Source organism: Sagittula sp. (genome assembly GCF_052825245.1).
Map to the genome: position 1 here is coordinate 26,473 of NZ_JBRBWD010000009.1, position 26,300 is coordinate 52,772.

General features: G+C 68.4%; 22 protein-coding genes and 1 pseudogene. 8 read left to right on the forward strand and 15 right to left on the reverse strand.

Going from position 1 to position 26,300, the window contains the following annotated elements:
• Positions 1-74 precede the first annotated feature (74 nt).
• On the reverse strand, positions 75-1,628 hold the full coding sequence (locus tag ACU0DV_RS02580) for a helicase HerA-like domain-containing protein (protein ID WP_446243033.1): 1,554 nt from the start codon (positions 1,626-1,628) through the stop codon (positions 75-77).
• Positions 1,629-2,123: 495 nt separating this feature from the next.
• Here ACU0DV_RS02580 and ACU0DV_RS02585 point away from each other — a divergent pair, with 495 nt between their 5' ends.
• The gene (locus tag ACU0DV_RS02585; RefSeq protein WP_446243032.1) at positions 2,124-2,795 is read left to right on the forward strand and encodes an invasion associated locus B family protein; all 672 of its coding nucleotides are present in this window, start codon (positions 2,124-2,126) and stop codon (positions 2,793-2,795) included.
• A gap of 96 nt (positions 2,796-2,891) precedes the next feature.
• Here ACU0DV_RS02585 and ACU0DV_RS02590 read toward each other — a convergent pair whose 3' ends face one another.
• The gene (locus ACU0DV_RS02590) at positions 2,892-3,857 is read right to left on the reverse strand and encodes a DUF808 domain-containing protein (RefSeq protein WP_283983213.1); all 966 of its coding nucleotides are present in this window, start codon (positions 3,855-3,857) and stop codon (positions 2,892-2,894) included.
• The gene (locus ACU0DV_RS02595; RefSeq protein WP_370311739.1) at positions 3,854-4,273 is read right to left on the reverse strand and encodes a DoxX family protein; all 420 of its coding nucleotides are present in this window, start codon (positions 4,271-4,273) and stop codon (positions 3,854-3,856) included. Before ACU0DV_RS02595 ends, ACU0DV_RS02590 begins: the two co-directional genes overlap by 4 nt.
• Before the next feature lie 171 nt (positions 4,274-4,444).
• Between ACU0DV_RS02595 and gap the strand changes: the two genes are divergently transcribed.
• On the forward strand, positions 4,445-5,449 hold the full coding sequence (gene gap / locus ACU0DV_RS02600; protein WP_100930712.1) for a type I glyceraldehyde-3-phosphate dehydrogenase: 1,005 nt from the start codon (positions 4,445-4,447) through the stop codon (positions 5,447-5,449).
• Positions 5,450-5,510: 61 nt separating this feature from the next.
• On the opposite strand, the gene pepT is transcribed toward gap, so the two are convergent.
• The 10 genes from pepT to purC form a co-directional block, all read right to left on the reverse strand.
• Entirely contained in the window at positions 5,511-6,755 is a 1,245-nt protein-coding gene (gene pepT, locus ACU0DV_RS02605) for a peptidase T (protein WP_100930713.1), read from the reverse strand.
• 69 nt (positions 6,756-6,824) lie between these two features.
• Entirely contained in the window at positions 6,825-7,580 is a 756-nt protein-coding gene (locus ACU0DV_RS02610) for a sulfite exporter TauE/SafE family protein (protein ID WP_283983211.1), read from the reverse strand.
• 119 nt (positions 7,581-7,699) lie between these two features.
• The gene (locus tag ACU0DV_RS02615) at positions 7,700-8,278 is read right to left on the reverse strand and encodes a YdeI/OmpD-associated family protein (RefSeq protein WP_446243031.1); all 579 of its coding nucleotides are present in this window, start codon (positions 8,276-8,278) and stop codon (positions 7,700-7,702) included.
• Positions 8,275-9,609: a sigma-54-dependent transcriptional regulator gene (locus tag ACU0DV_RS02620; protein ID WP_100930715.1), complete on the reverse strand. Its 1,335-nt coding sequence runs from the start codon at positions 9,607-9,609 to the stop codon at positions 8,275-8,277. Before ACU0DV_RS02620 ends, ACU0DV_RS02615 begins: the two co-directional genes overlap by 4 nt.
• A gap of 37 nt (positions 9,610-9,646) precedes the next feature.
• The gene (locus ACU0DV_RS02625) at positions 9,647-11,407 is read right to left on the reverse strand and encodes a sensor histidine kinase (RefSeq protein WP_100930716.1); all 1,761 of its coding nucleotides are present in this window, start codon (positions 11,405-11,407) and stop codon (positions 9,647-9,649) included.
• Between the two features lie 37 nt (positions 11,408-11,444).
• On the reverse strand, positions 11,445-12,110 hold the full coding sequence (purQ, locus tag ACU0DV_RS02630) for a phosphoribosylformylglycinamidine synthase subunit PurQ (RefSeq protein ID WP_446243030.1): 666 nt from the start codon (positions 12,108-12,110) through the stop codon (positions 11,445-11,447).
• Between the two features lie 191 nt (positions 12,111-12,301).
• The gene (locus tag ACU0DV_RS02635) at positions 12,302-14,305 is read right to left on the reverse strand and encodes a methyl-accepting chemotaxis protein (protein WP_446243029.1); all 2,004 of its coding nucleotides are present in this window, start codon (positions 14,303-14,305) and stop codon (positions 12,302-12,304) included.
• Between the two features lie 146 nt (positions 14,306-14,451).
• Complete coding sequence (purS, locus tag ACU0DV_RS02640) at positions 14,452-14,682, reverse strand: phosphoribosylformylglycinamidine synthase subunit PurS (RefSeq protein WP_446243061.1); 231 nt, start codon at positions 14,680-14,682, stop codon at positions 14,452-14,454.
• A gap of 96 nt (positions 14,683-14,778) precedes the next feature.
• Positions 14,779-16,884: a right-handed parallel beta-helix repeat-containing protein gene (locus tag ACU0DV_RS02645; protein ID WP_446243028.1), complete on the reverse strand. Its 2,106-nt coding sequence runs from the start codon at positions 16,882-16,884 to the stop codon at positions 14,779-14,781.
• A 324-nt stretch (positions 16,885-17,208) separates the two neighbouring features.
• Positions 17,209-17,970, reverse strand: a complete 762-nt coding sequence (purC, locus tag ACU0DV_RS02650) for a phosphoribosylaminoimidazolesuccinocarboxamide synthase (RefSeq protein ID WP_100930719.1) — start codon at positions 17,968-17,970, stop codon at positions 17,209-17,211.
• Between the two features lie 337 nt (positions 17,971-18,307).
• Here purC and ACU0DV_RS02655 point away from each other — a divergent pair, with 337 nt between their 5' ends.
• From ACU0DV_RS02655 to ACU0DV_RS02670, 4 genes are all read left to right on the forward strand, one after another.
• Positions 18,308-18,625, forward strand: coding sequence for a DUF1476 domain-containing protein (locus tag ACU0DV_RS02655; RefSeq protein ID WP_100930720.1), 318 nt, complete (start codon positions 18,308-18,310; stop codon positions 18,623-18,625).
• Between the two features lie 230 nt (positions 18,626-18,855).
• Positions 18,856-20,712 carry a phosphatidylglycerol lysyltransferase domain-containing protein gene (locus ACU0DV_RS02660; protein ID WP_446243027.1) on the forward strand — a complete coding sequence of 619 codons (1,857 nt, stop codon included), beginning with the start codon at positions 18,856-18,858 and terminating at the stop codon, positions 20,710-20,712.
• 114 nt (positions 20,713-20,826) lie between these two features.
• Complete coding sequence (locus ACU0DV_RS02665) at positions 20,827-21,717, forward strand: DMT family transporter (protein WP_100930722.1); 891 nt, start codon at positions 20,827-20,829, stop codon at positions 21,715-21,717.
• 168 nt (positions 21,718-21,885) lie between these two features.
• Entirely contained in the window at positions 21,886-23,196 is a 1,311-nt protein-coding gene (locus ACU0DV_RS02670; RefSeq protein WP_446243026.1) for an outer membrane protein transport protein, read from the forward strand.
• 170 nt (positions 23,197-23,366) lie between these two features.
• On the opposite strand, the gene ACU0DV_RS02675 is transcribed toward ACU0DV_RS02670, so the two are convergent.
• Positions 23,367-23,909, reverse strand: coding sequence for an AAA family ATPase (locus ACU0DV_RS02675; RefSeq protein ID WP_446243025.1), 543 nt, complete (start codon positions 23,907-23,909; stop codon positions 23,367-23,369).
• 256 nt (positions 23,910-24,165) lie between these two features.
• On the opposite strand from ACU0DV_RS02675, the gene ACU0DV_RS02680 reads away from it, so the two are divergent.
• Together ACU0DV_RS02680 and ACU0DV_RS02685 are read left to right on the forward strand one after the other, a co-directional pair.
• Entirely contained in the window at positions 24,166-25,080 is a 915-nt protein-coding gene (locus ACU0DV_RS02680; RefSeq protein WP_446243024.1) for a DMT family transporter, read from the forward strand.
• Between the two features lie 36 nt (positions 25,081-25,116).
• The gene (locus ACU0DV_RS02685; protein WP_446243023.1) at positions 25,117-25,974 is read left to right on the forward strand and encodes an ATPase; all 858 of its coding nucleotides are present in this window, start codon (positions 25,117-25,119) and stop codon (positions 25,972-25,974) included.
• A 218-nt stretch (positions 25,975-26,192) separates the two neighbouring features.
• Here ACU0DV_RS02685 and ACU0DV_RS02690 read toward each other — a convergent pair.
• Positions 26,193-26,300 (reverse strand): annotated as a pseudogene (locus ACU0DV_RS02690) (oxidoreductase); the annotation flags it as partial.

Here is a 26,300-nt window from a genome sequence, read left to right on the forward strand (position 1 = left end):
CACCCGTTCACGCCATGCCGGACCTGTCCACCCGACGGGCACGGACGATTTTTCGACGAAAAATCGTCGCCCCCTCAGCGCGCCTTGAACAACCCGCCCAGCACACCCCGGACGATCCGCCGCCCCGTGGTGCCGGTCAGCTCCTTCATGACCATCTTGCCCATGGCCTCGCCGAAACTCGGGCTCTCCCGGTCGCGCCGCGTGGACGCGCCGGAGGTCGAGCGGGTCACGCGCGTCCCGGTGTACCGCCGGGCGGAGCGATACTCCCGTTCCTGCGCTGCCATTTCCTCTTCCTCCCGCTCCGCGGCCTCCGCCGCCGTCGCGGCGGCCTCCGCCCGCTCCCGCAGCATCTCGTGAGCCGAGCGGCGGTCGACCCGCGTCTCGTACTTGCCCCGAAGGTCGGAGGCACCGATCACCCCGCCGCGCTCGGCGGGCGTGATCGGGCCAAGCTGCGAGGACGGCGGCCGGATCAGCGTCCGCTCCGCCATCCCGGGCACGCCCTTCTTCTGCAGGAAGGAGGTCACCGCCTCGCCCACGCCGACCTCGCGGATCGCCGTCTCGATGTCGAAGGCGGGGTTCTCGCGGTAGGTCTCCGCCGCCAGCCGCAGCGCCTTCTGGTCGCGCGCGGTGAAGGCTCTCAGCGCGTGCTGAACGCGGTTGCCCAGCTGGCCAAGGATGTCCTCGGGAACGTCGTCCGGCGACTGGGTGACGAAATAGACGCCCACACCCTTCGACCGGATCAGCCGCGCCACCTGCTCCACCTTGTCGATCAGCGCCTTGGGGGCGTCGTCGAACAGCAGGTGCGCCTCGTCGAAGAAGAAGACAAACTTCGGCTTCTCCGGGTCGCCCACCTCCGGCAGCTCCTCGAAGAGCTCCGACAGCAGCCACAGCAGGAAGGTCGCATATAGCCGCGGCGCACCCATCAGCGCATCCGCCGCCAGTACGTTCACCTGCCCGCGCCCCGCGCCGTCCACCCGCATCATGTCCCTCAGGTCCAGCGCCGGTTCGCCGAAGAAGGCCGTGCCGCCCTGGTTCTCCAGCACGAGAAGCCGCCGCTGGATCGCGCCGATCGACGCGACCGAGATGTTGCCGTAGCGCAGCGACAGCTCGCCGCGGTTCTCGCCCAGCCAGACCAGCATCGAACGCAGGTCCTCGAGATCGAGAAGCGGCATTCCCTCCTCGTCCGCCAGCCGGAACGCGATGTTGAGGATGCCTTCCTGCGCCTCCGACAGCTCCAGCAGCCGCGCCAGAAGCAGCGGCCCCATCTCGGCCACGGTGGTGCGCACCGGATGGCCCTGATTGCCGAAGAGATCCCAGAAACACACCGGGAAATCCTGGTAGGCGTAGTCCTCGAACCCGATCTTCGCCGCCCGCTCGGTGAAGGCGCCGTGCAGCTTCGAGGCCTCGCTTCCGGCCTTCGCCATGCCCGACAGATCGCCCTTCACGTCGGCCATGAACACAGGCACGCCGGCGTTGGAAAACCCCTCCGCGAGGATCTGCAGGGTGACCGTCTTGCCCGTCCCCGTGGCGCCCGCGATCAGCCCGTGACGGTTGGCATAGCCAAGCGCCAGATGCTGCTTTTCGCCGTAATCCGGGCCGCCGCCGCCAACAAACAGATCAGTCGCCATGTGTTCTTCCCTTTTCCGCGCGGCTGACCATACATCCTTAACTAATCAATGCCATAGTCATTCTCGGTCCGGGGCGTCATGTCCTCTCCTGCCCCGGGCAGACTTCCTCCCTGTCAGACTGGCCGCGCCTTCGGGCGCGGCTTTTTTCGGCGCCGAAGGCCGGGTTTTCCACCGTTCGCCGCGGCCCGCTTGTGCGCGAACGGTATCCCTTCACCGCCCCGCGCAGGCAGAACGAAAATACACTTAAAACCCTGTTGACCGCGGCGTTTCCTTTTCGTAGCGTCCTGACCAATGACAAAGTCGGCCGGTCCGACAGGGAGTGAAATGGAAAGGGGCCGTCTGGCCCCTTTCCTTTGTCCACGGCCCGGATCACCCCGCGACGGCAGCCTGCAGCAAATCGCTCATCTGCCATCACAAGGCTGGAATTCCTCCCTGACACTGTCTCCGGCTCGTGTTAAGCGAACCCCAGCTATGTTCGATTTCCAGAGGAATTCCATGAAAAACCCGGCTCTTCTCCTGTCCCTGATCGCGGCGCTCGCGGCTGCTCCTGCCTATGCGCAGACCACCGACACCGCCGGTCCCGACGAAGCGCCTGCCGCCGAAGCACCGGCCGCGGAAACGGATCAGGAACAGCCCTCCGCCCCCGCCGTCGGCGGGGATCTCGACCTCGGCACCGGTGACGCCGCCACCGCCGGGCAGCAGCAACAGCAGCAACCGCAGCCCTACATCAAGGAAACCTTCTCCGACTGGGCGATGCAGTGCATCAAGGTCCCGCAGCGCGAGAACGAGATCTGCCAGATGTACCAGCTTCTGACCGACGGCCAGGGCGCCAGCGTGGCAGAGGTCAGCATCTTCCGGCTCGAGAACGGCGGCCAGGCCGTGGCCGGCGGCACCTTCATCGTGCCGCTCGAAACCCTGCTGACCCAGAAGCTGACCGTGACCGTCGACGGCGGCTCCGCCCGGCAGTACGACTTCTCCTTCTGCGCCCAGATCGGCTGCTACGCGCGCGTCGGCTTCACCGCCGAGGACATCGCCCGTTTCAAGGCCGGTGCCAAGGCGCAGGTGACCATCGTTCCGGCGCTGGCGCCCGACCAGAAGGTGACCGTCGACATGTCGCTGGCCGGTTTCACCGCCGCCTTCGACGCGGCGCAGGAATACGCGCAGTAAGCGGCGCACACCCGTTTCAATGCAGAAGGCGCGCCCCGGGGCGCGCCTTTTTGCTTTGAACGACCGAAACGATGCTTGAAAGTCCGGTGGCGGCGCTCAGTGCGCCTCCGCCTTGCCGCCAAAGAGGCTGCCGTAGATGGGCGCGACGATCTTCGTGCCGATGGGGATCAGCACCAGTCCGACCAGGAAGCCCAGCACCAGGTCGACCCCCGCGGTCACCGCCCATTCGAGCGCCGCGTTGCCCTTGCCCACGGCCACCGCCCAGTGGTGGATCGTCTCTTCCGGCAGGTGCCAGCCCATCTCGGCCAGCGAATGCACGATGATCGACCCGCCGACCCAGAGCATCGCGGCGGTGCCGACGATGGTCAACGCCTTCAGGAGCCACGGCATGAAGCGCACGATCCCGCGCCCCAGCGCCCGCGTCATGCCGAGGTTGGCGTTCTGCGACAGCCAGAGGCCCACGTCGTCCATCTTCACGATCACCGCCACAGCGCCGTAGACCGCCGCCGTGATCACCACGGCCGCCATCGCCAGCGCGCCCGCCTGCATCCAGAAATTCGGCAGATCGAGGTTGGACAGCAGGATCACCATGATCTCGGCCGACAGGATGAAGTCGGTCTTGATCGCGCCCTTCACCTTCGCCTCTTCGAGGTGCGTGGGGTCCTGCACGTCGTGACTGCCGTCCGGCCCGCCTGAATGCTCGTCATGTGGCATCAACACGTGGACGATCTTCTCGGCTCCCTCGAAACTGAGGTAACAGCCGCCGAGGATCAGCAGCGGCCAGACCAGCCATGGCGCGAAGGCCGACATCAGCAGCGCCGCGGGCATCAGGAACACCAGCTTGTTGATCACCGATCCGCGTGCGATCCGCCAGATGATCGGAAGTTCGCGCGCCGGTTCGAACCCGTGCACGTATTTCGGCGTCACCGCGGCGTCGTCGATCACCACGCCGGCCGTCTTCGACCCGGCGCGCATGGCCGCCGCACCGATGTCGTCGATCGACGCTGCCGCCACCTTGGCGATGGCCGCCACGTCGTCGAGAAGTGCAAGAAGTCCGCTCATTCATCCGTCCCATATCTGCGCCGCTCAGAAGCTAACCCGGTTGTGCGATTTCGCAAGGACCAGCGGCCCGGCCCGTGCACGGCGAGGATCAGGCAGCCGCCCGCAATCGCCCAGTTCTTCACGAAGATCGTCATCTGCCAGGGGTCGTCCGGGATCAGGTGGAAGAACGAGGTCAGCCCGCAATAGCCCGCCAGCGACAGCGCCGCCAGCCGCGCGCCCACCCCGGCGATCAGCGCCAGTGCCGCCAGCGCGTTGTAGACCAGCGCCACCCAGACCAGCCCGCCGGGCAGCCCCCAGCCGCGCAGCATCTCGGTAACCTGCGTCGGGTCCATCGCCTTCTGCACCGCGCCGCCGAGGAACAGCGCCGCGATCAGGAGCCGCCCCACAAGGGTCGCCAGGGCCTCTGCTCGTTCCATTCCCGCCTCCGTTCACAGCGCTTTCAGATCGTTAACGCAAACAAGCGGCAAGCGTTAGCGCCACCGGGCAACTTTATCGCTAACATACTGACAGAAAAGGTATTTCAACCTTTCCCGAGTCGGCATCCCTTCGTATACGAGCCACAACACTGGCTTTTTCAGGAGTAGTCCATGACCGTCACCGTCGGCATCAACGGCTTCGGCCGCATCGGTCGCTGCACGCTTGCACACATCGCCGAATCCGCGCGCAACGATGTCCAGGTGGTCAAGATCAACGCCCCCGGCCCGATCGAAACCCACGCGCACCTTCTGCGGTACGACAGCGTGCACGGCCGTTTCGCCGGCGAGGTGAAGGTCCGGGAAAACGCCATCGACCTCGGGCGCGGCCCGATCGACGTGATGTCCTCCTACGACCTCGAGGAGCTCGACTGGGGCGGCTGCGACGTTGTGCTGGAATGCACCGGCCAGTTCAACGACGGCGACAAGGCCAACGCCCACCTCGCCCGCGGCGCAAAGTCGGTGCTGATCTCGGCGCCCGCCAAGAACGTGCAGCGCACCGTGGTCTACGGCGTCAACCACCGCGACCTGGTGAAGGGCGACGTGATGATCTCCAACGGGTCCTGCACCACCAACTGCCTCGCGCCGCTGGTGAAGGTGCTGGACGAGGGGATCGGCATCGAAAGCGGCATCATGACGACGATCCACAGCTACACCGGCGACCAGCCGACACTCGATCGTCGCCACAAGGACCTGTATCGTGCACGGGCCGCCGCCATGGCGATGATCCCGACCTCGACCGGCGCCGCGAAGGCCCTGGGCGAGGTGCTGCCCAACATGAAGGGCAAGCTCGACGGCTCTGCCGTGCGCGTGCCCACGCCGAACGTCTCGGCTGTGGACCTGACCTTCTACGCCTCGCGCGACGTAACGCTGGCCGACGTGAACGAGGTCGTGGCCGAGGCCGCCGCGGGCCGCATGGGCGCGGTTCTGGCCTACGATCCGGAGCCCAAGGTCTCCATCGACTTCAACCACACCACGCATTCCTCCATCTTCGCGCCCGACCAGACCAAGGTCGTGGGCAAGCGGATGGTGCGCGTCATGGCGTGGTACGACAACGAATGGGGCTTCTCCGCCCGGATGGCCGACGTGGCCGGTGCCATGGGGCGCCTGCTGCACTGAAACGGTCGTTCAAGGCACGAACCGGGGAAAGCGCCGTCATTTGACGGCGCTTTTTCGGTTTTCAGGCGTCCTTTTGCACGGCCAGCCCGACGATGCCGAGCATGAGCTGCGCCGCCTTGCCCATGTCCTGCACGGACACCCACTCCAAGGGCCCGTGGATCTGCCGCATGCCGGTGAACAGGTTCGGCGTCGGCACGCCCATCTCCGTCAGGCGCGATCCGTCCGTCCCGCCGCGGATCGGCTGGCTGAACGGTTCGATCCCGATGCCGCGACAGGCCTCGCGCGCAAGCTCGACCGGGGTCATGTCGTCCTCCAGCCAGTAGCGCATGTTGCGATAGGTCGGCGTGATCTCCACCTCGATCTTCGCGCGCGGCTCGCCGGCCTGGACGGCGGCGCAGACCTGCCGCAGCAGATCGCCCTTGGCCGCCAGCCCCTCGCGCTCGAAGTCGCGCAGGATCAGCCGGATATGCATCTCCGACGACCCGCCCTCCATGTTCGTCACATGCAGGAATCCCTCCCGCCCCGAGGTCGTCTCGGGCGTCATCGTGGACAGCGGCAGCGCCTGCACGATCTTCGCGGCAAGGTAGGCGGCGTTCACCATCTGCCCGGTGGCATAGCCCGGGTGAATCGACACGCCTTTCACCACCACGTCCGCCTGGTCCGCCGAAAAGCTTTCGTAGACGATCTCGCCCTCGACCCCGCCGTCGAACGTATAGGCGAAGTCCACCGCCAGGTCGGTCGGCAGTTCGCCATGCACGCCCCGCCCGATTTCCTCGTCCGGCGTAAAGGCCAGCCGCAGCGTCGGGCGCGGCACCTCCGGGTGTTCCAGCAGGTATTGCGCGGCGGACATGACGATGGCGACGCCCGCCTTGTCGTCCGCCCCCAGAAGCGTCAGGCCCGAGGCGCAGACGATGTCCTCGCCCACCTTCTTGCCGAGGTAGCTGTCCACCTCCGGCGAGAGCACCAGCGCGGGATCGTCGGGATAGGTGATCTCTCCGCCGTTGTAGCCCCGGATGACACGCGGCTTGACGCCCGTCGCGTTGAACTGCGGCGCGGTGTCGACGTGGCCGAGGAAACCGATGGTCGGCCCCGGCGCGTTGCCCGGCACCGTCGCCAGCACCGCGCCGTATTCGGTCAGCACCACGTCCTCCGCGCCCATCGCCTCCAGTTCGGCCACCAGCATCCGGGACAGGTCGAGCTGGCATGCGGTGCTGGGTGTTGTCGGACTGTCCAGGTCGCTCTGCGTGTCGACGGCGCAGTAGCGGACCAGCCGGTCCTCCAGATCGGGTTCGAGAGCAATGGTCATGAAGCCTCCGTTCGTTGCCTTGCGCCCGACCCTAACGCCGCAATCGGCGGACGCCAGCCCCGTGATGTCTCAGGCCAGCGCGCTCCACGCCAGCCGCGCCGCAACGACTGCCAAAAGGGCAAGGATCGCCTTGTCGAAGACCTCTTTCGGCAGGCGCCGCGCCAGCGCCGCACCCACCGGCATCGCCGCCAGCAGCGGCACCAGCGCCAGACCGCTGCCCACCGCGCGTTCGGGCGTCAGCAACCCGTACCAGATCATCGCCGGGATCTGCACCAGCGTCATAGACAGGAAGAAGAGCGAGATCGTCGCGACGAAGACCGACCGCTCCGGCTTCATCGCGTTGAGGAAGGTGATCGACACCGGCGCGCTGACGCCCGTGGCGCCCTGCAACACGCCCGCCACCGTCGACACCGGCAGCACCACGCGGCGCGCCGCCGCCATGGGCAGCGCCCAGTCCGGGCGCATCAGGCGGAACGCGATATAGAGGAAGACCACGCAGGCCACCATCGCCAGAAGCAGCTTTGGCGCCGCATGGGCCAGCATGATCGTGCCCAGCCACGCGCCCAGGAACCCGCCCCCGGCAAAGAGCCACGGAAACCCGCCCTCCGGCAGCGAAGCGCGGTATTTCCACGACTGGATCAGGTTGGTGGTGAAGTTCGGCAGCACCATGACCGACACCGCGGTCGGCACGTCGAAGTAGAGCGCGATCACCGGCACCGCGACAATCGGCGCCCCCGCGCCCGTCGCCCCCTTCAGAATGCCGCCAAGCGCCAGCGCCGCCGCCGCCCAGAGCAAACCCACCAGATGCGCCTCTGCGAACTCCATACCGAACGCCCCCTTTTACCGCGCGCGGAGACTGCGCCCGCGATCCGGCAAAGGCAACACCCGCTCATCGACTTTTCGGGAAGATTTTCCAGACAGGCCAGTGACTTCGGCCCGGACCTTCAGGGTCTGTCGTGCATCCCGAGGCCGTTGAGGATGCGCTCTCGGTACTTCTCGATCCGCGCCTCCCGCGTCTCGGCCTTCCTGGCACCGGCAAAGTGCAGCACGTAGCCGCGCTGCCGCCCGGGCGTCAGCCCGTACCATGCCGTGTTGAACGCCGAATCCGCGTCCAGAGCCGCGATCAGCTCATCGGGATAGACGAGGTCGTCCTTGGCGAAATCGACCGTCCGCCCCTCCGCCTCGTTCTGCATCGCCTGCGCGATCAGCCGTTTCAGGCCGTCCTTGGCCGCCGCGATCTCTTCGACCGAGGTCGCCTTGAACCAGCGGCCCGAGCGGGAGTTTTCTCCGGGCGCAACCAGCAGGCCGTCCGGGTCATCCAGCAGAACGCCCTTGAAGAACGACAGCCCGCAGCTTTCCTTCATCGCGGCGATGATCGCCACGTTGCCGCCGGCGTGCACGTAGCAGGGCTGCGACCATTTCCAGGTCTCTTCCAGCCCCGCCTCCAGAAGCATGTCGCGGTAGGCGGCCTTTTCGGCCGCCCATGGCGCGTGGCCCTCGAAATAGTCGGCGATGCCGCTCAAAGGTAATCGGCCCTCGCCAGCCCGTACTTGGCCATCTTCTCGTTCAGGGTCCGGCGCGGCAGGCAGAGCTCGTCCATCACCGAGGCGATCGACCCCTTGTGCCGCCGCATGGTGTTGTCGATCAGCATCCGTTCGAACGCCTCGACGTATTCCTTCAGCGGCTTGCCCTCGGTGGTCATCACCGGCTGCATCTGGTCGTGGTCGCTCATCAAAAGCGAGGCAATCGTGCCCTGCCCGCGCCGCGACTGCAGCACCGCGCGTTCCGCGAGATTGATGAGCTGGCGCACGTTGCCCGGCCAGGGCGCCTGCAACAGTTGCGCGGCCTCCTGCGCGGACACCTTCGGCGCGTCACAGCCGTATTCGTCGGCGAACTGCTCCGACAGGCGGGTAAACAGCGTCAGGATGTCCTCGCCGCGCGCGCGCAGCGGCGGCACGGTGATCTTCAGCGCCGCAAGACGGTAATAGAGGTCGGGCCGCAGCGCCTGCTCGCAGGTGCGCCCCTCTTCCTGAAGGTTGGAGATCGCGACGATCCGCGTTTCCGGCGGGGTGCCCTGGTCGTTGATGACCGACAGGAGCCGCGCCTGCGCCGCGTCCGACAGCACCTCGATGTCTTCCAGCACCAGCGTCCCGCCGCGCGCCTCTTCCATCGCGGGCAGCCGCACGTCGTCGGGCTGCATCGGGCCGAAGAGCCGCTTCATCAGCGCGTCCTCGTCGTGCGCGCCGCAGGAAATCAGGGTGAACTTCTTGCCGGCCTTGGCGCCCACCGCGTGCAGCGCATGTGCCACCAGCGTCTTGCCGGTGCCGGTCTCGCCCTCGATCAGCACATGGCCGTCGGCCTGGCCCAGGTCGAGGATATCCTCGCGCAGCCGCTCCATCGCCGGGCTCGCGCCGATCAGCTTCTTCATGATCTGGCCGCCCTCGGCCAGTTCGCGGCGCAGCTGCCGCGTGTCCAGCGTCAGCCGCCGCGCGTTCGTCGCCTTCTTCGCCAGTTCCGACATGCGGTCCGGGTTGAACGGCTTCTCGAGGAAGTCGAAGGCCCCGATGCGCATCGCCTCCACCGCCATCGGCACGTCGCCGTGGCCGGTGATCATGATGACCGGCAGGGAGGAATCCGTGCCCATCAGCTTCTTCAGCAGCTGGATGCCGTCCATCCCCGGCATCTTGATGTCGGAGATCACGATGCCCGGGTAATCGGCCCCGACCGACCCCAGCGCCTCTTCGGCAGAGGCGAACGTCTCCGTGTCATAGCCCGACAGCGCCAGCCACTGGCTGATCGACTGCCGCATATCCTGTTCGTCGTCCACGATGGCGATCTTCATCGCGTTGGCCATGTACACCTCACTTCAAATGCCGATGACGGGTGGCCCGTCATTCGGCTGCTTCCGATGCCGCGTTCAGAACGGGCAATTGCATTTCAAACACCGCGCCGCCGTCCTCGCCGTTGCGCGCGGTCAGGCGTCCGCCCAGTTCCGACACGATTCCCGACGAGATCGCCAGACCCAGCCCGACCCCGTCGCCCGGGGCCTTGGTCGTATAGAACGGCTCGAACAGGGCATCGAGATCCTCGATCCCGTCGCCGTTGTCCCGCACGCTCAATGTCGCGGTCTCTCCTGCTGCCAAGATAATCTCGACCTGCGGATCGTCCACTGACTTGGTGGCATCCAGCGCGTTGCGCAAGAGGTTCACGAGGACCTGCTCGATCCGCATCCGGTCGCCCATGACCTTCACGGGCGAGTCCGGCAGCAGCCGCGTGATCTTCACCCGGCGCGATTTCAGCTGCGGTTCCATCATCGACAACGACGAGGCCAGCGCCTCCCCCATGTCGACCGGGCTGAAGGTCTCCTGACCCTTGCGGGCGAACCCCTTGAGCTGCCGGGTGATGGCGCCCATCCGCTCGATCAAGTCGTCGATCCGGTGGAAGGCGGTCAGCGCCTCGTCGGGCCGGTTGCGCCGGAGCAGCAGCCGCGCGCCCGCAAGGTAGGTCTTCATCGCGGCGAGCGGCTGGTTCAATTCGTGGCTGACGGCCGCCGACATTTCGCCAAGCGCGGCAAGCTTCGAGGACTGCGCCAGCGACTGCTCCGCCACGGCCAGGTTCTTCTGCACCTTCTCACGCTCCGCGATCTCGCGCTGGAGCCGGGCGTTCAGCGCCCGCAGCTCGTTCGCGTCCCGCTGGAACAGCGCCATCCGCAGCGCCGTCTTGCGCGAGAGCGCGTAGAACACCAGCGCCGCGAGGATCGCGAAGCCCATGATTTCCAACGCCAAAACCGCGTTCACCCGTTCGCGGACGCTGGAATAGGTGGTGAAGGTCGACAACGTCCAGCCACGGAACGGGATGCGGCCGTCGATCCTGAGCACCGCGTCGCCGCGCAGGTAGGCGTCGGCCGTGCTGGCGGTCCAGTCGGCGGCGGCCGCGATGGCCCGTTCGATGGCGCCGTCGTCGCTCTGCTGTTCCAGCGCCTCTTCAGGGGTCATGCCGCGCCAGCGCGGTTCTGTCGCCAGCACGATCACGCCGCTGGAGTTGGTCACCATGACCGCGTCCGAGATCCCGGCCCAGGCGCGTTCGAACTTCGCCAGGTCGACCTCCACCACGATCACGCCCACCGTGTCGCCGCCCGATTCCATCCGCCGGGAATAGGTGAAGCGAAAGCCGCCGGCCTCGCGCTCGATCTCGGTAAAGACGGTCGCGTTGGTGCGCACCGCATCGAGGAAATAGGGCGCCGTCCGGTGGCTTTCGCCCAGCCGGTTGCGGTCCGTCGCGGCCACGCTGCGCCCCTCGCGGTCCAGAAGCATGAGCGAAGCGGCGCCGATTTCGTCCACGAAAGAGATCAGCCGCTGCGAGGACTGGGCATAATCCTGCGCATTGAGCGCGTCGATCAGCGCCTTGTCGCGGGCCAGAAGCTCCGGCACGATGGCGTTCCGCCGCAGTTCCGAGATCAGGTTGCCGGAATAGAGCGCCAGCCGCAGCTCCGCCCGGTTGCGCGTCGTCTCGGTGAAGCGCTCGGTCAGCAGCCAGTTGGTCACCCAGACAGTGCCGACCGCCCCCATGAGCAGCAGCACGAGGGCGATCCGCGCGCGGCCCGAAAACGGGCCCGCACGGCGCAACGTTGGCGAAGTGTCCTTGGCGACCATGCCCCGCAGGATAGGCTGACGCGGTTGTGCGCTCAAGTCAGGCCGCGGTCAGGGCACCGGTCAGATGGGCGAAAAGGCGCGCACCGTCCTCGTTGCCGTGGGCGGCTTCCGCCGCCCGCTCCGGGTGCGGCATCATGCCCAGCACGCGGCGGTTCTCCGACAGGACCCCCGCGATGTCGCGGGCCGACCCGTTCGGGTTGTCGGTGTAGCGGAAAGCCACGCGGCCCTCGCCCTCCAGCATGTCGAGCGTCTTGTCGTCTGCGAAATAGTTGCCGTCGTGATGCGCGATCGGCAGCGCCAGCGTGCTGTCCGCGCCATAGCCGTCGGTGTAGACGCTCCCGCCCTCGACCTTCAGGCCGATGGTGCGGCAGATGTACTTCAGCCCGGCGTTGCGCAGCAGCGCGCCGGGCAGCAGGCCGGTCTCCGTCAGCACCTGGAAGCCGTTGCAGACGCCCAGCACGTAGCCGCCCCGCTCGCCATGCGCGCGCACCGCGCCGATGATCGGGGCATTGGCCGCGATGGCGCCGCAGCGCAGGTAGTCGCCGAAGGAGAAGCCCCCCGGCACGCCGACGATGTCGACGCCCTGCGGCAGGGCCGTGTCCTTGTGCCAGACCATCTCGACCGAGAGGCCGGCGTTCTCGAAGGCGCAGGCCATGTCGCGGTCGCAGTTCGATCCCGGGAAGACGATCACGGCGGCTTTCATCGGCAGTCCTTTCCACGCGGGGCCGGGTCCGGCGCAGGGACCCGTCTGAGAGACAGGGCACGGCACCGACTCGGCGGTCCGGCCACTCTGGTTCGCGCGCTTCCTAGCACAATTGCCGGACAATGGAATGCCCGGGACGCAGGCTGTGCGCGTCCCGGGCCTGCGGCATCGTCAGGCTGCCTCGGGATGCGTCAGAATTCCTCTTCCCAGCCCTGGCTCGTGGGGACACCGCCCCTTGGTGCCGGTGCGTGTTTGGGCGCGGGCCGTTCGTTCACCGCCACCTTGCGAACCTCGGGCGCGGGGCGTTCCGGGGCCTGCGGCGCCGCGTCCTCCCACGATCCGGAAGTCCCGGCCTCGACCACCGCCGGTTTCGCCGCCTTCGGCTTTGACACAGCCACGCTGGCCATCCCGCCGGACTGCCCGCCCAGCCGCGGGCCGCCGTGATGGAACAGCCCCATGCTCTCCGACAGTTGCTCCGCCTCGATGTTCAGGCTCTGCCCCGCGGCGTTCAGCTCCTCCACGATGGCGGCGTTCTCCTGCGTGGCACCTTCCAGCCGCTGCACGCCCTCGTTGATGTCAGCCAGCCCGTCCGCCTGCACGCGCACCGCCCCGGCGATATTGGAAATCAGCTGGCCAAGGCTTTCCACCTGCTCCTGCACCTCGCTGAGCGATGTGCCCGTCTTCTGCACCAGACGGCTGCCCTCGCTCACCTCCGCGCCCGAGGCGAGGATCAGCGCCTTGATCTCCTGCGCGGAATTGGCCGCCGTCTGGGCCAACCCCCGCACCTCGGAGGCGACCACGGCAAAGCCCTTGCCCGCCTCCCCGGCGCGCGCCGCCTCCACACCCGCGTTCAGCGCCAGAAGGTTGGTCTGGAAGGCGATGTCGTCGATAGCGGTGATGATCTGGTTGATCTTGTCCGACGCCTCCTCGATCCGGTTGATCGCGGCGATGGCGTCGCGCACCACCTGCCCGCTCTCGTCCGACAACTCGCGCGACCGGGCGGCCAGGCCGTTCGCCTGTTCCACGTTGTCGGCGATCTCGCGGCTGGTGGAGGTCAGGCTGTTCAGCGCCTCCGCCGACTGCATCAGCGTCGCCGCCTGCAGTTCGACCCGGCGGGCCAGTTCATCGGAGGTGGTGCCGATCTCCGACGCGGCGGAGCGCACGTTCGCCGCCACGCCATCGGCCTGCTGGAGCGCGTCGGCCAAGCTCTTCATGCCGTTGTCGAAGTCGCGGCGGAGGGCGGCGTATTCCGAGGGCACCGAATCCATCTCGATCCGCGCGGTCAGATCGCGCTTCGACAGCGTCTCCAGCCCCTTGCGCATGGCGGCCACGACGCGGTCCTGGATGACGCGCGCCTCCGCGCTGCGGGCCTCTGCGGCGCGGGCGTCCTTCAGCTGCTGGCGGAAATCCTCGACCACCTGCGCCGTGGTGCCCAGCTCGTCGGGGCGGTCGGTGTGCGGCACCGGCTCTTCCAGCTCGCCATCGGCCATCGATTCGAGCCGCGCGGTGATCTGCGACATCGGGCGCAGGGCCCAGCCCAGCATCATCAGCATCGCAATGATGCCGCCGACGACGGCCAGCGCAGAGGCCCCGAGGCCGATCAGCATCCGCTCCGTCACCTTCTTTTCGACCGCGCCGCGGTCGACGCCCACGTAAAGGATGCCGATCACGTTGTCATCGGCGTCGAGAACGGGCTGGTAGACCGTGAAATAGGGCTTGCCGAGGATCACCGCCTCCCCCCGGAAGGTCTGCCGCTCAAGCATGCGGGCGTGCACCGGGTTGTCCTTGCCCAGCCACGTGCCCACCGCGCGCGATCCGTCCGGCTTCACGATGTTGGTGGTGCGGCGGATGAAGTCGCCCTCTTCCGGCACCCATTCGAAAAGCGTCGCCGTCTCGCCCGAAATCCGGCCCACCGTGTCGATCAGGTCGTGCGTTTCGGGCACCGTGAGCCCGTCCCAGCGCACCGCCGCGATGCTGCCGTCCTCGGCCAGGTCCACGTCGATCCCCGGGAAATGGTCCATGAACTCGAAGACCAGCACCCGCAGGGAGGCATTCTGCCGGGTCTGCGCCGCCTCCACCGTGCTGTTGCGGCTCTGGATCTCGAAGGCGAAGAAAAGCCCCCCGCAGACCAGCATAAGCAGCGCGGTGAAACCCGCGGCCAGGGTGATTCTCAGGGATTTGCTAAGCCTGCGCATGTCTGTCTCCAGCCTGGTGGATGCCATGGCTGGATTGCACGCAAACCTTTAAGCGCAGGTTGCCGGCCCCTCTCCGGCGCCGACAAAATTCGAAAAAATCGAGTCAGATCGACCCAATGGACCGCGCCCGGAACGGCGCGCCCGGGTCAGAGCATCTCGATGCGGTAGCTCTCGATCACCGTGTTGGCGAGCAGCTTCTCGCACATCTCGGTCACGGTCGCCCCGGACGTGCCGTCGGCCAGCTCCAGCTCGATGACTTTGCCCTGGCGCACGCCCTGCACGCCGTCGAAGCCGAGGGCGCCAAGCGCGTGGCGCACCGCCTCGCCCTGCGGATCCAGAACCCCGGTCTTGAGCATCACGAACACGCGCACCTTCATCTCGGTCATCCCCTCATGTGGTCATGGCCCGGACCCCGTCCGGCCTTGCGGGGGGTGGAACGACATCGCGGGCGGAAATGCAAGCAGGAAAGGCGCTCATTCGCGGTTGCCCTGCCGCAGGACGGTCCCTGCGTCGGGTTCGATGACGAAACCGCCGCCCGCGTTGCCAGCCAGATCGTTGGCCTCATAGGTGCCGCCGCCGCCCTCGCGGATGCGGATCGCGGCGTGGACATTGCCCCGGAAGGTGTTGCCGCGCACGATCAGCCGGCCCCTGCCCTTGACCGAGAGCCCGTGAAAGGCGTTGCCGTCCAGATGGTTGTCCTGAAGAACGCCGCCGCCGCCGGAATGCACGTAGATGCCCGATTGCGCGCCGTCGCGGATGTCGTTGCCAAAGACTTCGGGTGCGGCGCCCTCGCGGATCTCCACCCCGGCCATGGCGGTGCCGGAGATGCGGTTGCCCTCGATCCGGGCGGTGGCGCCTTCGGTGACCATGATGCCGCTCTGCCCGCCGCCGCGGATGACGTTGCCGCGCACATCGGGCCGGGCGCTCGCCACCAGTTCGATGCCCGCAAGCCCGTTGCCCTCGATCCGGTTGTCCTCGTAAACACCGCCGCCGCCTGCGGTCACGAGGATGCCGGACCCGCGCCCGTCGAGGAAGGCGTTGCCGCGCACCTCCGGCCGGGCGTCGCGGCCCGCCTCGAACCCCGCAAGGCTTGCGCCCCGTACCTCGTTATCCTCGATTACGGGCGCGCCGCCCTCCACGAGAATGCCGCGCGCCGCGCCCGCGAGAACCTTGTTGCGGCGCAGGACCGAACCCCGGTCGTCGCGCAGGCGCACCGCTGCCAGACCGTCGCTGTCGATGGTCGTGCGCTCCAGCGTCAGGGCGCCGCGCGTCACCTCCACCGCCGCCGAGGCGCTGTCCCGGTGGCGGATCGTGATGCCGTCCATGCCGCCGCCCGTGGCCGTCCAGACCACCGCCGGGCCGCCTTCGGCGAGGAGCACCACCTCGCCCGGCGCGCCCCGCCCGACGATGGAGAGCGGGCGGGAGACCTTGATGCCTCCGCGGTAGGTGCCGGGGTAAAGCTCGATCACCGCACCGTCGGAGGCGGCGCGGAGGGCCTGGGCAAGATCGGTGTAGCCACCGCCGCCCGCCGCATCGACCACCAGCGCACCGGGGGCCTCGGGCGTCCGCGCAGGCGCGGCCTGCGTGCACTCCCGCGCCGCCTGCTGCCGCGCCATCCCGGCGAAGACATGGCCGCCGCAGGCATCCAGATAAGCCTCGTAACCCGCGCAGCCCACCCTGCGCGCCTCTTGCCAGAGAGTGCTGCACTGTGCACCGTCCGGCGCGGCGGGCGGTTGCGGCGTGCCTGTGCCGTCCGCGGCGCGCAGCACCGTGCTGGCGGCAAGGATCGCGCGCATCGGGATCGCCATGTTATAACCGCTGCGGCTGTCGCCCGCGTGGTGCAGCCCGACGACGCGCTTGTCGGTCAGCCGCATGACCGGCGAGCCGGAGTTGCCGCCGAGCGTGTCGCAGGAGTGCATGAGCTTGCCTTCGCGCGACACCGCTGGCGTCGCCGCCGCGCACCCCTCGCGCGAGATGTGCTGCGCCTGCCCCTGCGGGTGGCCGATGATCCAGAGGAACTCGCCGCTTTCGGGATCGGCATCGGCCAGCTCCATGATGCCGTAACGGTCTTCGGGCGCGCCGCGCACCGTGAGGACGGAGTAATCGAGCGCGCGGCTGGTCTCCACGATCTCCGGGGCGACCTCGAACAGTTCCACCTGCTCGACGTTGCCGGGGTCGACGTAGCCCAGCACGAGCTGCGCCGCCTCGAGCCCGCTGTCCGCCCCCGCCGGATCGCCGTCCATCCCCGGCACGCAATGGTGGTTGGTCAGGATATGCCCGCCGCCGACGAGGAAGGCGGTGCAGAAGCCGGTCCTGCCATCGCGGAACTTCATGTCGAGCCGCCCCACGGGCCGTCCGAGCCGCACCACCGGGCTGGCGGCGCCGTATCCGATCACCGGCTCGTTCTGGTAGTTGCCGAAGGCCTGTTCCAGCACCGGGCCGCCCGCGCTCTGCCGCGGCTGGATCACGATGCGCCCGAAGTCCGCCGGATCGAAGGCGGCGGGCCCCTCCTGCGCCGGGACGGCCGTGGCCGCGAGGAGGAGCCAGAGGGCGGCGGCGCGGCGGGCGATCTGCGGCATGGGAACGGGCCTGTGAATGCGGTTGCGGGAAAATGGCTGCGGGAAGGCTAACCCGAGGTACGTGGCGCGGCCAAGGGATGAATACCGGGTGTTGCGTGGCGGGTGTGGCGCGTGCGGTTTCGCTGCCTGCGGCAGCGATCCGCCGGGGGCGCTGCCCCCGGACCCCCGGAGTATTTCCGAAGCAAAGAAGCGGGGGTCCCCGGCTGGCGGGCATGGAAAAGGCGGCCCTTTTGCGGGCCGCCTTCTGTCCTTGGTCCCTTGGCCGGGCCGTCCGCTGTTGGCGCGGCGGCGCGGCGGGGGCGCGGGCGCCTGCGCGCCCTTGCCTCAGTTGATCAGCTTGGGCTTTGCCATGTGCGTGCTCTGCTTCGGCATGACACCCAGACGGCGCGCCACCTCGGTGTAGGCGTCGGCAAGGTTGCCCAGGTCCTGGCGGAACACGTCCTTGTCGAGCTTCTGGCCGGTTTCGAGATCCCACAGACGGCACGAATCGGGCGAGATCTCGTCCGCCACGATCAGCCGCTGGTAATCGCCGTCGTAGACCCGCCCGATCTCGATCTTGAAGTCGACGAGCTTGATGCCCACGCCGTACATCAGGCCGGAAAGGTAGTCGTTCACCCGCAGAGCAAGGGCGAGGATGTCGTCCATGTCCTGCTGGCTGGCCCAGCCGAAGGCGGCGATGTGCTCTTCGGTGACCAGCGGGTCGCCCAGCTTGTCGTCCTTGTAGCAGTATTCCACGATCGGACGGGGAAGGGCCGTGCCCTCCTCGATGCCGAGGCGCTTCGAGAGCGAGCCCGCGGCGTAGTTGCGCACAATGATCTCGAGCGGGATGATCTCGACGGCGCGGACGAGCTGTTCGCGCATGTTGAGCCGCTTGATGAAGTGCGTGGGCACACCGACGTTGTTGAGGCCGGTCATGAAGAACTCGCTCAGGCGGTTGTTCAGCACACCCTTGCCCTCGATCACGTCCTTCTTCTGCGCGTTGAAGGCGGTGGCGTCGTCCTTGAAATACTGGACGATCGTGCCCGGTTCCGGGCCTTCGTACAGGATCTTCGCCTTGCCTTCGTAAATCTTCTTGCGGCGTGCCATGGGGCCCCTTTCACAAACGGGAAAACCGCGCTCGGGGCGCGGTGCTTGCCCGTCGTCATACGACGCCCGCGCCAGCGCCGCAAGTGCCGCCACGTCGCGAACGGGGCGTTCCACGCGCCGCCGCCCCGCCCGGGGCACAGGGCCGGAGGCCGGTGCCGGGACAGGATGTGCGCCGCGGGGCGCGCCGCCGGATCGCTTGCGTCAGGCCGGGGTTTTCCGCGCAGGATCGCCGTCGGTAGCGCAAAACCGGCGCCTGCGGGACCAACTGCCGCTTGCGCCGGGGCACGCGGGACGGCATACCCGTTCCCGACCCACTTTCCCCAAGGGAGCGAGAGCCATGACCACCTTCGATGACCGCGAGAACGCGTTCGAGAACAAGTACGCCCACGACCAGCAGATGCAGTTCAAGGCCGAGGCGCGCACCAACAAGCTTCTGGGCCTCTGGGCCGCGGAACTTCTGGGCAAGACCGGCGACGACGCCAATGCCTATGCCATCGAGGTCGTGAAGGCGGATTTCGAGGAAGCGGGCCATGACGACGTGATCCGCAAGGTCGTGGCCGATCTGGGCGACAAGGCGACCGAGGACGAGATCCGCGCCAAGCGCTCCGCCCTCGTGGCCGTCGCCAAGGACCAGATCATGAAAGAGGCCGACTGACGGCCGGTCCCCGGCTTTCCGGCGGATTTCAGGGGCGCGCACGGTTCCGGCCGGCGCGCCCTTTTCTTTTGTCGCTGGGGTGCACCGAGCCCGGCCATGGCCTCCTGACGAGGCCCCGTTCACGACGCGCGCGATAATTCACCCGAATGGCGATATTCCGAAGCCTGCGTTAAGGTTTTGCGCCTAGCACCGTTGCCAGCGTGACACCGGGGGCGAGTGGAGCAGGCACAGTGAACAGCATCTTTCTGCGCGCACCGGATGCGGTGCGCCGGGTACTTCCCCTTGTCCTGGGCCTCGTGCTGGCCGGGGTGCTCTGGCAGAAGGCGCAGTCGCTGGACTGGGCCGCCGTCAGCGAGGCCTTCACTTCCATCGCGCCCTGGCGCTGGGTGGGGGCCGCGCTGGCCGCCGCCGTGAGTTTCTGGGCCGTGGCGCAGTACGACGTGACCGCACACCGGCATTTCCGCACCGGGCGCCCGGACCGGGCCGCGCGGCGCGCCGGGGCCACCGCCATCGCCGTGGGCCAGACCACCGGCTTCGGGCCTGCGGTGGGCGCCGCGCTGCGCTGGCGGCTGATGCCCGACCTCGGGCGCGGCACCGTGCTGCGCATCACCGGCTTCGTCACGCTGGGTTTCTTCGCGGCCTGGGGGGTGATCGCGCTGACGCTGGCCGTGCCGGTGCTGGCCGGGCGGGCCTTGCTGGGCCTTCTCCTCCTGCCGCTGGCGCTGGCCGCCGTCTCTGCCCTGCTCTTCACCCGTCCGCGCCTGGCCCTGTTCGGCAGGCAGGTCGAGCTGCCGAGCATCCCGGCTTTCCTGCACATGGTCGCGCTCGCGGGCTGCGACGTGTTCTTTGCCGGGCTGGCGCTGGACCTGATGCTGCCGCCTGAGATCGCGCCGCCGCTGCCGGTGTTGATCGCCACCTTCACCCTCGCCCTCGGCGCGGGGATGATCGGCGGCACGCCCGGCGGCGTCGGCCCGTTCGAGCTGGCGCTGGTGACGCTCCTGCCCGGCACCGCCACGCCGGAACTGGCCGCCGCGCTGATCGCCTTCCGCATGGTCTATTACGCCGTGCCCTGCATCCTCGGCGCCGGCTATGCGCTGCTGTCCCCGCCGCAGCGCCAGCGCGCCGCCGTGCCCCTCAGGCCCCGGCTGTCGCTTGGACCCCGGGCGGAACTGGCCATCGCCGCGCAGGCCGACCACCGCGCCATCGCCACGCTCCAGTCCGAGGGCACAGCCCTGCGCACGCCGCAGACGCTGACCCTGTTCCTCGGCGCGGTGGAGGGGCCGCTGGCGCCGCTCCTGCCGGCGCTGCGCCGCGCCGCCCGGGACGAGAACCGCCTGCCCTGCCTCTACAAGCTGACCGCCCGCGACGCGGTGACCGCCCGCCGCGCCGGCTGGCAGATGGCCGCCTTCGCCGTGGAGGCGGTGATCGACACTGCCCGCCACGACCTCTCCGGCCCCGATCACCGCCAGCTCCGCCGCTTCCTGCGCAAGGCCGAGGGCGCCGGGCTGACCTTCGGCCCGATCACCGCCCCCGACTGGGCGCGCCTGACCGAGATCCACTGCGCCTGGGAAGACAGCCACGGCGCCGAACGCGGGCTGACCATGGGCCGCTTCTGCCCGCTATACCTGTCGGACAAGCCGCTCTTCGGGGCCTGGCACAAGGGCCGCCTCATCGCCTTCACCAGCTGGCTGCAGACCGGCGGCGCGCTCAGCCTCGACCTCGTCCGGCACGAGGCCGAGACCCCGCAGGGCACCATGCACGGGCTGGTGCAGGCGGTCATCGCCCACGCCCGCGCCCAAGCCATTGCAGAGGTGAGCCTCGCCGCCCTGCCCCATCCCGCGCTGCCGGGACGGCTGAAGGACTGCGCCGGGCTCACCCGCTTCAAGGCCAGCTTCGCGCCGCGCTGGCGGCCGCTCTACATCGGCGCGCCGGACGCGGTGCAGCTTGCGCTCGCCGCCGCCGACATCCGCCGCGCCATCGTGAACCCCGCGCCGCTCCGCCGAACCACACACGACCTCTGGTCGCTCGACGCGCGGGTCGACGCCCGGCCGGACGCGGCGCTCCCCGCCTGCCGCCGCGCCGGCTGAGCCTAGGCGCCGGGCACGCAGGCGCACCGCCCTCCACATCCCATAACCTCCCCCGGGGCATGGACAATCCCGCCGCACTCTGCACAGATGCGCGCAAGGTCCCGGGAGGCTTCCATGAACGATACACTGCGCGGCTGCCTCTGGATGACAGGGGCAATCGCTTCCTTCACGACCATGGCCGTCGCCGGGCGCGCCGTCAGCCTCGACCTCGACACCTTCGAGATCATGCTCTTCCGGTCGGTGATCGGCATCGTCATCGTGCTGTCGGTCGCAAGCCTCGCCCGCACCCGCCACCAGATCACCACCCGGTCGATGCACCTGCACGCCGTGCGCAACGTCTGCCACTTCGCCGGGCAGAACCTGTGGTTCTACTCGATCACCGTGATCCCGCTGGCGCAGGTCTTCGCGCTGGAGTTCACCCTGCCGTTCTGGGTCATGCTCATGAGCCCGCTGATCCTGGGCGAGCGGCTGACGAAGAACCGCATCCTCGCCGCCGCGGCGGGCTTCATCGGCATCCTGATCGTCACACGCCCGGCGCCCGACACGCTCCAGTTCGGCCAGCTCACCGCGGCACTCGCCGCCATAGGCTTTGCCGGGTCGGCGGTCTTCACCCGCCTGCTGACCCGCACCGAAAGCATCACCTGCATCCTCTTCTGGCTGACCGTGATGCAGGCGGTGTTCGGCCTCGTCTGCGCGGGCTTCGACGGCGACATCTCCTTCCCGCAGGCCGAAAGCTGGCCCTGGGTCGTGGTCATCGCCTGCGCAGGGCTCGTCGCGCACTTCTGCCTGACCACCGCGCTGTCGCTGGCACCGGCGACCGTCGTCATGCCCATCGACTTCGCCCGCCTGCCGGTGATCGCGCTGGTCGGCGCGCTGCTCTATGCCGAGCCGCTCGATCCCTTCGTGCTGATCGGCGCGGCGATCATCTTCAGCGCCAACTACCTCAACATCCGCTACGAAACGCGCGCCAACCGCGCCGAGGCCGTGAGCCGCGCCCCCGGTTAACCCTTTGCGCCATCGCCGTTAACGATTTTCAACCCACGGACCTGTTACATATTCGTGACGCTGCGTGCGCCACGGATTATGTGACGTTCCGTCACTGATTGATTGAAGGCTCCCCCCCTGACTACCGTCTTCACAGGGGACTTCCCGCACTCTGGGAGGAGGAGACACATGAAAACACTCGCAACCGGGGCAGCCTTGCTGGCCCTCGGCACCACATCCGCATACGCAGCCGGACTCGACCGCTCGAACCAGGGCATCTCGTCGATCTTCGACGCGGACGGGACCACGACGCTCAGCTTCGGCGTCGTCGTACCGCACCTGTCCGGTAAGGACATCTCCGGAGGCGGCAGCTACGACGCCGGCGTGACCTACTCGCAGGGCAGCGTCACCTTCACCAAGGACGCGGGCGAGAAGTTCAACTTCTCGGTGATCTTCGATCATCCGTATGGCGTCGACATCGACTACGACAGCGACCCGCTGACCACGATGCTGGGCGGCACCACCGCCGACCTGAACTCCGTCGCGGCCACCTTCGTCGGGCGCTACAAGATCAGCGACCGCATCAGCGTCTTCGCGGGCATGGGCGTGCAGCGCATCGACGCCTCCGTCGACCTGAACGGCCAGGCCTATGCGCAGGCGATCTCTGCCGCCGGGACCGCGCGCGTCTTCAACGGGGCGATCGCCGGAACCGGCCTGCAGCCCGTCACCGCACAGGAGGTCGGCGGCGCCGCCGCGGCCGCCAACGCCGGGAACTTCGCGCCGATTGCCGCGCTCAACGCGCGTTACGCGGCCACCGGCAACCCGACCGCCGGCAACACGCTGGTGTCGAGCTTCGCCTCCGCCGTGGGCGGCTTCAACGCCACCGGCGGCTACAGCTTCGACATGGACGCCACGACGGAGCCGAACTACCTGATCGGCGCCGCTTACGAGATCCCGGAAATCGGCCTGCGCGTCTCCGGCACCTACCGCTTCGAGACCGAGCACGAGGCCGACACGGTGGAGAGCGTCTACGGCATCACCACCAACGGAACGGTCGAATTCGTGACGCCGCGCAGCTTCAACCTCGAGGCGCAGACCGGCATCGCCGAAGGCACGCTGCTGACCGCCTCCTACCGCTGGGTTGAGTATTCCGCGGTCGATCTCGTGCCGACCTTCCTGCAGTCCGACCTCGTGAACCTCGACGACCAGGAGCGTTACACCCTTGGCGTCGCGCGCCGCTTCTCGGACAAGCTGGCGGGCTCCGCCACGCTGATCTACGAACCGGAGACCGGAGACCTCGTCTCCCCCCTCGGGCCGACCAACGGGCTGAAGGGCATCTCGCTCGGCGGCCGCTGGACCGACGGCGCGCTGCAGGTTTCGGGCGGGGTCAACTACTCCTGGCTGGGCGACGCCACCGCAGAGGTCGCAGGCCGTCCCGTGGCGAACTTCTCCGACAACCACGCGGTGGGCATCGGCATCTCGGCCAAGCTGACCTTCTGATCGGTATGTCACGCACATGAAAAAGGCCCGGAGCGTCCCGCGCTCCGGGCCTTCCTTTTGCGCCACGCCTCTGCCGGGGACGTTCCTCATGTCCGCCCCCGGATCGGGTTCGCGTCCGACGCGTGTCCACGCCCGTATCTGCCCGGTCCCAAGGCGGCACATCCGGCAGCTCACTCCTGATCCGCCCCGCACACCCGCAGCACGAACGCCACCCGTTCCGGCACCGGCACGCGCGGCACCTCAAGCACCCTGTACCCAAGATCGCCGAGGGCGCCGGTGATGCGCTCATGTTCCGCCACCGCCGCATCGAACCCGTGCCGGCGCTCGGCATCTCCGGCAAAGATCTCCGGCCAGGGCGGCACGACAAGCACCTGCTCCGCATAGGCCTGCGCGTCGCCCAGCGTCTCCCGCACGGACGGACCGCCGGCATGCGCCAGCGCAACCGCCGCGTCGACCAGCCCCCGGTCGAAGAAGACCGTCCCGTCGAGGTGGCGCGCGGCCTCTAGGTCGGCCCGCGCCATCGCCACCGCCCGCCCGGCAAAGGCCTTCATGTCGACCCAGGGCAAGGCCCTCCCGTCGCCCGCCATCTCCTCCGCCACGATGCGCCGCCCCGGCTCCGGCACGGTCGCAAAACCCGCCTCGCCAAGGGCGTCCAACAGCGTCGACTTCCCGCCGCCCGAACAGCCCGTCAGCAGGATGAACCTCTCACTCAAGCGTCTCTCCTTTCCTTTTCCACGATTACCGATGCCGCACCCAACAGAGCACAGCCAAAAAGAACCAAGGCCCCAATGCAAACGCACCCCTTCAACCGTCACCGCACCCCTCCGCACACAACGCCTGCCTCTGGCCCAAAAAACCGCAGCAACCAGACACCAGGCGCCCCGATCCCCGCGACCGCATGCCCCGGTCATACCCGTTTTGAGCAAGCTTCGGATCGCGGCCACGCCCGCCTGCCGCTAGGCAGGAGGCATGACCCAGACCTCCCTCTCCACCCGCGCATGGGCCGAACTCCTGCTCCTCGCGCTGATCTGGGGCGGCTCCTTCCTCGCCATCCGCACCGCGTTGGACGAGATCGGACCGCTCACCTCCGTCCTCCTGCGCACCGGCCTTGCAGCCGCCGTGCTCTGGCCCGTGGTGCTCTGGCGCCGCCTGCCGCTGCCGCGCAACGCCCGCACCTGGGGGGCGCTCCTGGTCATGGGCTGCCTCAACAACGCCATCCCCTTCTCGCTGATGGCCTGGGGGCAGTTGCATATCCCCACCGGGCTGACCTCGATCCTGAACGCCACCACCGCGATCTTCGGCGTCCTCGTCGCGGCACTGGTCTTTGCCGACGAACGGCTGACCGCGCGCAAGGCCACGGGCGTGGCCCTGGGTTTCGCCGGCGTCGTCACCGCCATCGGCCCGCAGGACCTGCTGAAGATCGACCCGGGCTCGCTGGCGCAACTGGCCGTGGTGGCGGGCACGCTGTCCTACGCCTGCGCGTCCGCCTGGGCACGGGCAAGGCTCGGCAAGCTGCCGCCGCTGGTCAACGCCTGCGGCATGCTGACCGGCGCGACGCTGGTCATGGGCCCGCTCGCGCTCGCCGCCGAGGGCATGCCGGACCTCGCCCTCACCGCGAAAGGCTGGACCGGCGTGCTCTACTACGCGCTGGTGGCGACCGCCTTCGCCTACCTGCTTTATTACCGCGTGCTGGCCATGGCGGGCGCCGGGAACCTCCTGCTCGTCACCCTGCTGATCCCGCCCGTGGCCATCGTCCTCGGCGCATGGGCCCGGGACGAGACCCTGGCCCCCACCGCCTACGCCGGCCTCGGCCTTCTCGCGGCGGGGCTGATGGTGCTGGACGGCAGGGTCTTGGGGTTTGACGCGCCCTCGCGCCGCGCGTAAGCCTCGGGGCCGGAACACCGGCGCGAAGGACCCACGATGCTCTACCCCACTGCCCAGGCCTGGCGCGACGCGCCGAACAAACGTGTCGTGCTGTTCGCCATGTCGGGCCTGGGCAAGACCCATGTGTCCAACATCCTCAGGCAGGACGGCGGCTGGTTCCACTACTCCGTCGACTACCGCATCGGCACCCGCTACATGGGCGAATACATCGTCGACAACGCCAAGCGGCACGCCATGCAGGTGCCCTTCCTGCGCGACCTCCTGCTGTCGGATTCGATCTACATCGGCTCCAACATCTCGTTCAACAACCTCACGCCGGTCTCCACCTACCTCGGCAAGCCCGGCAATGCGGAACGCGGCGGCCTGCCCATGCACGAATACGTCCGCCGCCAGGCCCAGTTCGAACGCGCCGAACGGCTGGCGCTGCTGGACACCGAGTACTTCATCGACCGCGCCCAGGACCTCTACGGCTACCCGCACTTCGTCTGCGACACCGGCGGCTCGATCTGCGAATGGGTGGACCCGGACGATGCCGATGACCCGATCCTGACCGCGCTCTCCTCGGTTGCGCTGATGGTCTGGGTCCGTGGCTCCGACGCCCATACCGAAGACCTCATCCGCCGCTTCGACCGCGCACCGAAACCCATGGCCTACCGCCCCGACTTCCTCGCCGGCGCCTGGACGCGCTACCTCGGGGAAACCGGCAAGAGCGAAGACAGGGTCGACCCGGACGCCTTCATCCGCTGGACCTACGCGCAGGCCCTGGCCCACCGCCAGCCGCTCTACGAGAGCATGGCCACCAAATGGGGCATCACCGTCGACGCCTCCGACATGTCCGGCGTCCGGACCGCCGCGGATTTCGAGGATGTCATCGCAAAGGCGCTGCCCGCCTGAGTTTCGCCGCGCTGACGCGCGCCGACACGCCGGGGGCTTCGCCCCCGGACCCCCGAAGGTATTTGCGCCAAGATGAAGGTCAAAGACTCACGGGGCCGGTCAGCCATCGCCGCCGCGCCGCAAGCGCCCTTCATCTTGGTTCAAGTACCTCGGAGGGGGTCCGGGGGAGGCAGAGCCTCTCCCGGCGGGTCGGCGGGCCGGAGGCCCGGCGAAAGCCCTCAGCCCAGCTTGCGCAGCCGCGCAAAGAGCGACGACGTGTCCCAGCGGCCGCCGCCCATGTTCTGCACGTCCTTGTAGAACTGGTCGACCAGCGCCGTCACCGGCAG

Excerpts from the sequence above, each read along its gene's own strand:
- ACU0DV_RS02580 (WP_446243033.1), bottom strand. The coding sequence starts at position 1,628 with ATGGCGACTGATCTGTTTGTTGGCGGCGGCGGCCCGGATTACGGCGAA.
- ACU0DV_RS02585 (WP_446243032.1), top strand. The coding sequence starts at position 2,124 with ATGAAAAACCCGGCTCTTCTCCTGTCCCTGATCGCGGCGCTCGCGGCT.
- ACU0DV_RS02590 (WP_283983213.1), bottom strand. The coding sequence starts at position 3,857 with ATGAGCGGACTTCTTGCACTTCTCGACGACGTGGCGGCCATCGCCAAG.
- ACU0DV_RS02595 (WP_370311739.1), bottom strand. The coding sequence starts at position 4,273 with ATGGAACGAGCAGAGGCCCTGGCGACCCTTGTGGGGCGGCTCCTGATC.
- gap (WP_100930712.1), top strand. The coding sequence starts at position 4,445 with ATGACCGTCACCGTCGGCATCAACGGCTTCGGCCGCATCGGTCGCTGC.
- pepT (WP_100930713.1), bottom strand. The coding sequence starts at position 6,755 with ATGACCATTGCTCTCGAACCCGATCTGGAGGACCGGCTGGTCCGCTAC.
- ACU0DV_RS02610 (WP_283983211.1), bottom strand. The coding sequence starts at position 7,580 with ATGGAGTTCGCAGAGGCGCATCTGGTGGGTTTGCTCTGGGCGGCGGCG.
- ACU0DV_RS02620 (WP_100930715.1), bottom strand. The coding sequence starts at position 9,609 with ATGGCCAACGCGATGAAGATCGCCATCGTGGACGACGAACAGGATATG.
- ACU0DV_RS02625 (WP_100930716.1), bottom strand. The coding sequence starts at position 11,407 with ATGGTCGCCAAGGACACTTCGCCAACGTTGCGCCGTGCGGGCCCGTTT.
- purQ (WP_446243030.1), bottom strand. The coding sequence starts at position 12,110 with ATGAAAGCCGCCGTGATCGTCTTCCCGGGATCGAACTGCGACCGCGAC.
- ACU0DV_RS02635 (WP_446243029.1), bottom strand. The coding sequence starts at position 14,305 with ATGCGCAGGCTTAGCAAATCCCTGAGAATCACCCTGGCCGCGGGTTTC.
- purS (WP_446243061.1), bottom strand. The coding sequence starts at position 14,682 with ATGAAGGTGCGCGTGTTCGTGATGCTCAAGACCGGGGTTCTGGATCCG.
- ACU0DV_RS02645 (WP_446243028.1), bottom strand. The coding sequence starts at position 16,884 with ATGCCGCAGATCGCCCGCCGCGCCGCCGCCCTCTGGCTCCTCCTCGCG.
- purC (WP_100930719.1), bottom strand. The coding sequence starts at position 17,970 with ATGGCACGCCGCAAGAAGATTTACGAAGGCAAGGCGAAGATCCTGTAC.
- ACU0DV_RS02655 (WP_100930720.1), top strand. The coding sequence starts at position 18,308 with ATGACCACCTTCGATGACCGCGAGAACGCGTTCGAGAACAAGTACGCC.
- ACU0DV_RS02665 (WP_100930722.1), top strand. The coding sequence starts at position 20,827 with ATGAACGATACACTGCGCGGCTGCCTCTGGATGACAGGGGCAATCGCT.
- ACU0DV_RS02670 (WP_446243026.1), top strand. The coding sequence starts at position 21,886 with ATGAAAACACTCGCAACCGGGGCAGCCTTGCTGGCCCTCGGCACCACA.
- ACU0DV_RS02680 (WP_446243024.1), top strand. The coding sequence starts at position 24,166 with ATGACCCAGACCTCCCTCTCCACCCGCGCATGGGCCGAACTCCTGCTC.
- ACU0DV_RS02685 (WP_446243023.1), top strand. The coding sequence starts at position 25,117 with ATGCTCTACCCCACTGCCCAGGCCTGGCGCGACGCGCCGAACAAACGT.